Source organism: Streptococcus danieliae (genome assembly GCF_025447695.1).
GTDB lineage: Bacteria > Bacillota > Bacilli > Lactobacillales > Streptococcaceae > Streptococcus > Streptococcus danieliae.
The window spans coordinates 1-5,923 of the sequence record NZ_JAOBSU010000107.1 but is presented as its reverse complement, the minus strand read 5'-3'; the positions used below and the strand labels follow the sequence as shown (position 1 = coordinate 5,923).

Genomic DNA, 5,923 nt, shown 5'->3' with positions numbered 1-5,923 from the left:
TTACCGTGGCGATTTTTCTTTTTATACTCTTCTATTCCCTTGGTATACCTCGGATCAGAGACAACGGGAATGATTCTCAAGATTAAAAATAACGAATCCCCATTGCTTCCTTGACCTGATCCAGAGTTTCCGCAGCCACCGCTTGGGCAAGCTGACTCCCTTTTTTGAGCATCTCATAAACCTGCCCCATATCTTGGGCAAATTCTAAACGGCGTTCCCGGATAGGTCCGAGTTCTCTTTCCAAAATCTCTAGTAAGTAACGTTTGGTCTTGACATCCCCCAAACCTCCCTGTTGATAGTGATCTTTCATGGCTTGAATGTCAGCTACATCCTCCGGACGACCAAAGACATCGAGGTAATAGAAAACCATATTGCCCTCAATTTGTCCTGGATCCTCAACACGAATATGGTTTGAATCAGTATACATGCTCATCACCTTTTTCTGCAAGGTATCCATATCATCAGCCAGATAAATACCGTTCCCTAAAGACTTGGACATCTTGGCATTGCCATCCAAACCTGGTAGGCGACCTGCTGATTCATTCTCAGGATAAATCCCTTCCGGCTCAACCAACACATCTGTTTGGTAAGTATGATTAAAGCTCCGGACAATCTCACGGGTTTGCTCAATCATCGGTTTCTGGTCATTGCCCACTGGAACAAAATTTGCCTTAAAGGCTGTAATATCTGCAGCCTGAGCAATTGGATACACCAAGAATCCAGTAGGGATGCTCTCCCCAAAACCTTTTTGGGCAATCTCTGTCTTGACCGTTGGATTGCGTTCCAGACGAGCCAGTGATACCAGGTTCATGTAATACATGGACAATTCTGCCAACTCGGGAATTTGACTTTGAATAAAAATAGTGCTTTTGGCTGGATCAAGTCCAGCAGCCAGATAGTCCAAGGCAACATTCCCAATCGATTCCACAATCGTTTGGGGGTCCTTGGCGTGATCTGTTAAAGCTTGCTGATCCGCTAAAAAAACGTATAGCTGGTGCTGGCCCTGCTCCTGGAGTAGCACACGATTTTTCAAGCTCCCAACATAATGACCGATATGGAGCTTTCCAGTCGGTCTATCTCCTGTTAAAATAACTGGTTTAGTCATAGAAATCCTTCCTCATTTCGAATTATAAAAAGAAAAGTCCACACAGAAAAAACTCTGTGAGGACGATATACCGCGGTGCCACCTCAGTTATGGAAAACCATCTCTTTTTACTCTATTCATCTATTCCTTCTAGTCTTTTATAAGGTAGCAAATCCTAGCAGTCCTGTCTATGCCAAGACGAGCTAACACAATCATAAAAGATAAACTAGGAGAGTCTATCAGCCCAATCTTCACCCTGTTCCCCACTTGTTCCCAGCAACCACAAGCTCTCTTAAGAGGAGACAAAATTACTTTTCTGATGGATACTATTGTATAGTCTTCCTTATTGTAAGTCAAGATTTGATAAATAGCCTCCTTTCTAGTAAAATGAGAATAATATTAAAAATAGGAGAAGTCCATTGTTAACAGTAACAGACGTATCATTGCGATTCAGTGATCGCAAACTTTTTGATGATGTAACCATCAAATTCACAGAAGGAAATACCTATGGCCTCATTGGAGCCAATGGGGCCGGAAAATCCACTTTTCTAAAAATTCTAGCCGGAGACATCGAACCAAGTACTGGTCATGTCAGCCTCGGTCCAGACGAACGTCTATCTGTCCTTCGTCAAAATCACTTTGACTATGAAGACGAGCGCGTGATTGATGTCGTTATCATGGGAAATGAGCATCTTTATAGCATTATGAAAGAAAAAGATGCTATTTATATGAAAGCTGATTTTTCTGATGAAGACGGGGTTCGGGCTGCCGAGCTCGAAGGTCTTTTTGCAGAGTTGGGTGGTTGGGAAGCAGAGAGTGAAGCTGCCCAGTTACTTCAAAATCTCAACATCCCAGAAGCGCTACACTACCAAAACATGAGTGAATTGACCAATGGTGAAAAGGTGAAGGTTCTCTTAGCCAAGGCTCTCTTTGGTAAACCAGACGTTCTCCTCCTCGATGAGCCGACCAACGGTTTAGACATTCAGTCCATCACCTGGTTAGAAAACTTTCTGATTGACTTTGACAACACCGTCATCGTCGTCTCCCACGACCGTCACTTCCTCAATAAGGTCTGCACCCATATGGCCGATCTTGATTTTGGAAAAATTCAACTATACGTTGGAAACTACGACTTCTGGAAAGAATCAAGTGAATTGGCTGCCAAATTGCAAGCTGACCGTAATGCCAAAGCAGAAGAGAAAATCAAAGAACTCCAAGAGTTTGTGGCACGTTTCTCAGCAAATGCAAGTAAGTCAAAACAGGCAACCTCCCGTAAAAAAATGCTTGATAAGATTGTCTTGGAAGAAATCGTCCCTTCCAGCCGCAAATACCCATTTATCAACTTCAAAGCAGAACGTGAAATTGGGAATGACCTCTTGACAGTCGAAAACCTCAGTGTCAAAATTGATGGTGAAACAATCCTTGATAACATCAGCTTCATTCTCCGCCCAGGTGATAAAACAGCCCTCATCGGACAAAACGATATCCAGACAACTGCACTCATTCGTGCCATTATGGGAGATATCGACTATGAAGGAACTGTCAAGTGGGGGGTAACCACCAGTCAAAGCTACCTACCAAAAGATAATTCCAAAGACTTTGCTGGCAATGAATCGATCCTCGATTGGTTACGTCAATTTACAAGTAAAGAAGAAGATGACAATACCTTCCTCCGTGGCTTCCTTGGACGCATGCTCTTCAGTGGAGATGAAGTCAACAAGGCTGTCAACGTCTTGTCAGGGGGAGAAAAGGTCCGCGTCATGTTATCAAAAATGATGCTGCTGAAATCTAACGTCTTGGTTCTTGATGATCCAACCAATCACTTAGACTTGGAATCTATCTCCAGCCTTAACGATGGCTTGAAAAACTTTAAAGAAAGCATTATCTTTGCCAGTCATGACCATGAGTTTATTCAAACCCTAGCCAACCACATCATCGTCCTTTCTAAAAATGGTGTGATTGACCGGATTGACGAAACCTACGATGAATTCCTTGAAAATGAAGACGTTCAAGCTAAGGTTCAAGAACTCTGGAAAAATTAATACTCTTTGAGAGTCAACTCTACTCCCATTTATAATCTGTTCGTTTACTCTTACACTACTTCTCTGCCTAGAGTAATCAACGACAAACTAATGTCTATAAATTCACTTCGAGGCCAGGACCGATGTCCCAGCCTCCCTTTTTATATAGGAATTATTATGAAAGATTTGCTCAAAAGGCAATCTCTTGCCATCCTCTCATTTATCCTGCCAGCTCTAGGCATGATTCTCCTCTATTACAGTCAGGAAATTTACTGGTCAAGCCCTAAAACAGCCTTGCTCGGAGACGGTTTCCACCAGTATGTCATTTTTGACACTGCTTTACGAGATATTTTACATGGGAAAGATAGTCTATTCTATTCATTTACCACCGGTTTAGGCTTGAATTTCTATGCCTTAAGTTCCTACTATTTAGGGAGTTTCTTCTCTCCTTTAGTGTATTTCTTCGACGTAAAGACCATGCCCAATGCCGTCTATCTCTTTACAATCCTTAAATTTGCTTGCATTGGTCTGTCTAGCTTTATTTCCATCAAAGGAACGTTTAAGCAACTAAAACCCTATCTGGCACTAATACTTTCACTTTGCTATAGTTTTATGAGCTTTACAGTTAGTCAATTGGAAATCAAGACCTGGTTGGACGTCTTTATCTTGGTCCCACTCATTCTCTACGGACTAGACAAGCTCATCAAGCAGGGTAAAGTTGGTCTTTACTATGTTAGTTTGACCGTTCTTTTGATTCAAAATTACTACTTTGGCTATATGCTGGTCATTTTCCTTCCACTTTGGTACCTGGTTCAACTCAGCTGGGATTTCAAGAGAAGACTGTCAAGTTTAACCCGCTTTATCCTTACCTCTATTCTAGCTGGAACCAGTAGCGCCATCATGCTACTCCCGACTTTCTTGGACCTTCAGGGTCATGGCGAGTCCTTAACACCGATTGACCGGCTCTTGACAGAGGATTCTTGGTATCTCGATATCTTTGCCAAAACCTTGGTGGGAGCCTTTGACACTACCAAATACGGGGCGATCCCGATGATTTATGTCGGTTTAATCCCCTTAATTCTCAGTCTCTGCTTCTTTCTCCTAAAATCTATTCGGTTTCATGTGAAACTGTCCTATGGCCTCCTCATCAGTTTCCTAATTGCCAGTTTCTATCTTGAAGGCCTAGACCTCTTCTGGCAAGGATTCCACGCGCCCAATATGTTCCTCCACCGTTACTCCTGGCTCTTTTCCGTACTGCTCGTCTTTATGGCCGCAACTGTCTTAGAGCGCCTCGAGGAGCTGCAATTCAAGCAAGTACTCCTCGCCAACCTCTTCCTAGCCTGTGGCTGGGGACTCACCTGGTATTTCTCCAGCAAGCACTATACCTATCTTGATTCTACCCAGTTTTTATTAACGTTTGAATTTTTAGGTGCTTATTTGCTGCTCTTCTGGGCTTACAAGAAGGCAAAATTGTCTCCTATCTTCTACACTGTGGCGGTTAGTTTTTTCCTAATCGTAGAGATTGGTTGCAATTCCTTTTTTCAAATTCAGGGAATTGCCGGGGAATGGGGCTTCGCCTCTCTTGATTCCTACCAAAGAGGCCAAACAGAGATTCTCGCTCTCAAAGAACAGATGTCAGAAGGAGACTACCGAGCAGAACTAACACAGGTGCAAACAGGGAATGATACGATGAAGCATGGACTCAATGGCATCTCCCAGTTCTCCTCTGTTCGCAATCGCCTGACTAGCGGTACCTTAGATGTCCTCGGTTACAAGTCTTCCGGTAGCAACCTCAATCTTCGCTATCAAAACAACACCGTCCTTATGGACAGTCTCTTTGGTATCCGCTACCTTATTGGTAAAAATCAGCCATCACGGTTAGGCTTTACTACCATTGCAACAGCAAACGACTATCGCCTTGAGGAAAATAACTGGGCTCTTCCCCTCGCCTTTCTAACCCAAGAAATCTATGAAGATATTGAATTATCCAGCTTAACGCTAGACAATCAGCGCAATTTGCTGCACCATCTGACTGGCCTGGACTCTCCCCTTTTTGAAGAAGTTCCTATCTATGAAAACAACCTGAAACGGAATCTCAAAAAGGACGGGGATACTCCTCCACAGACAAGCTTTGTACTGCAGGTACCGGCCAATCAGCAACTCTACCTCAGTCTCCCAAATATCCAATTCCCTGATGAAGAAGACTCCAATGTCCAACTCCAGATAGACGGGAACGTCTACACCTACACCTTAGATAACACCTTCTCCTTCTTTGATTTAGGCTACTTCTCTGAAGCCAAGGAAGTGAACCTGAAACTCCTCTTTCCAGGAGCTACCAAAGCCAGCTACGGTCAACCCCATGTCTACAACATTCCTCAAGAAAGTCTGGAAAGTCTCTTTAGCAAACTCAAAGAGAATCAACCAAAGGTTCGTATAGAAGGCAATAAACTGAACATCCAGTACCAAACCGACAAAACTAGCAGTCTCTTTGTAACCCTCCCTTACGACAAAGGATGGAAAGCTTACCAAGATGGAAAAGAAATCCCCATCCGTCAAGCACAAACAGGATTTATGGCCATAGATCTGGCAAAAGGATCTAACACCATTCAATTCGTCTTTGTTCCACAAGGCTTCTATGCTAGTTTCTGGATCAGTTTCATCTCCCTCATAGCTTTTCTGCTCTACCAGCGTTTCTTAAAAACTAGAGCCACTTAAGCCAGGACAAAAGTCTCATAAAACATAAAAGAATCATTCCCGTTGTCTCTGATCCGATGTATACCAAGGGAATAGAAGAGTATAAAAAGAAAAATCGCCACGG

General features: G+C 43.1%; 3 protein-coding genes. 2 read left to right on the top strand and 1 reads right to left on the bottom strand.

Features of this window, described 5'->3' with window-relative positions; genetic code table 11:
- Nucleotides 1-82 precede the first annotated feature (82 nt).
- Nucleotides 83-1,105, bottom strand: coding sequence for a tryptophan--tRNA ligase (trpS, locus tag N4310_RS07275; protein WP_262092659.1), 1,023 nt, complete (start codon nucleotides 1,103-1,105; stop codon nucleotides 83-85).
- A 398-nt stretch (nucleotides 1,106-1,503) separates the two neighbouring features.
- On the opposite strand from trpS, the gene N4310_RS07270 reads away from it, so the two are divergent.
- Complete coding sequence (locus tag N4310_RS07270) at nucleotides 1,504-3,126, top strand: ABC-F family ATP-binding cassette domain-containing protein (RefSeq protein ID WP_262092658.1); 1,623 nt, start codon at nucleotides 1,504-1,506, stop codon at nucleotides 3,124-3,126.
- A 156-nt stretch (nucleotides 3,127-3,282) separates the two neighbouring features.
- Nucleotides 3,283-5,820, top strand: a complete 2,538-nt coding sequence (locus tag N4310_RS07265; RefSeq protein WP_262092657.1) for a YfhO family protein — start codon at nucleotides 3,283-3,285, stop codon at nucleotides 5,818-5,820.
- The last annotated feature ends 103 nt before the right edge of the window (nucleotides 5,821-5,923 follow it).

What these genes read in the sequence shown, in the direction of transcription:
- N4310_RS07265 (WP_262092657.1), top strand. Translation starts at nt 3,283, where the DNA reads ATGAAAGATTTGCTCAAAAGGCAATCTCTTGCCATCCTCTCATTTATC.
- trpS (WP_262092659.1), bottom strand. Translation starts at nt 1,105, where the DNA reads ATGACTAAACCAGTTATTTTAACAGGAGATAGACCGACTGGAAAGCTC.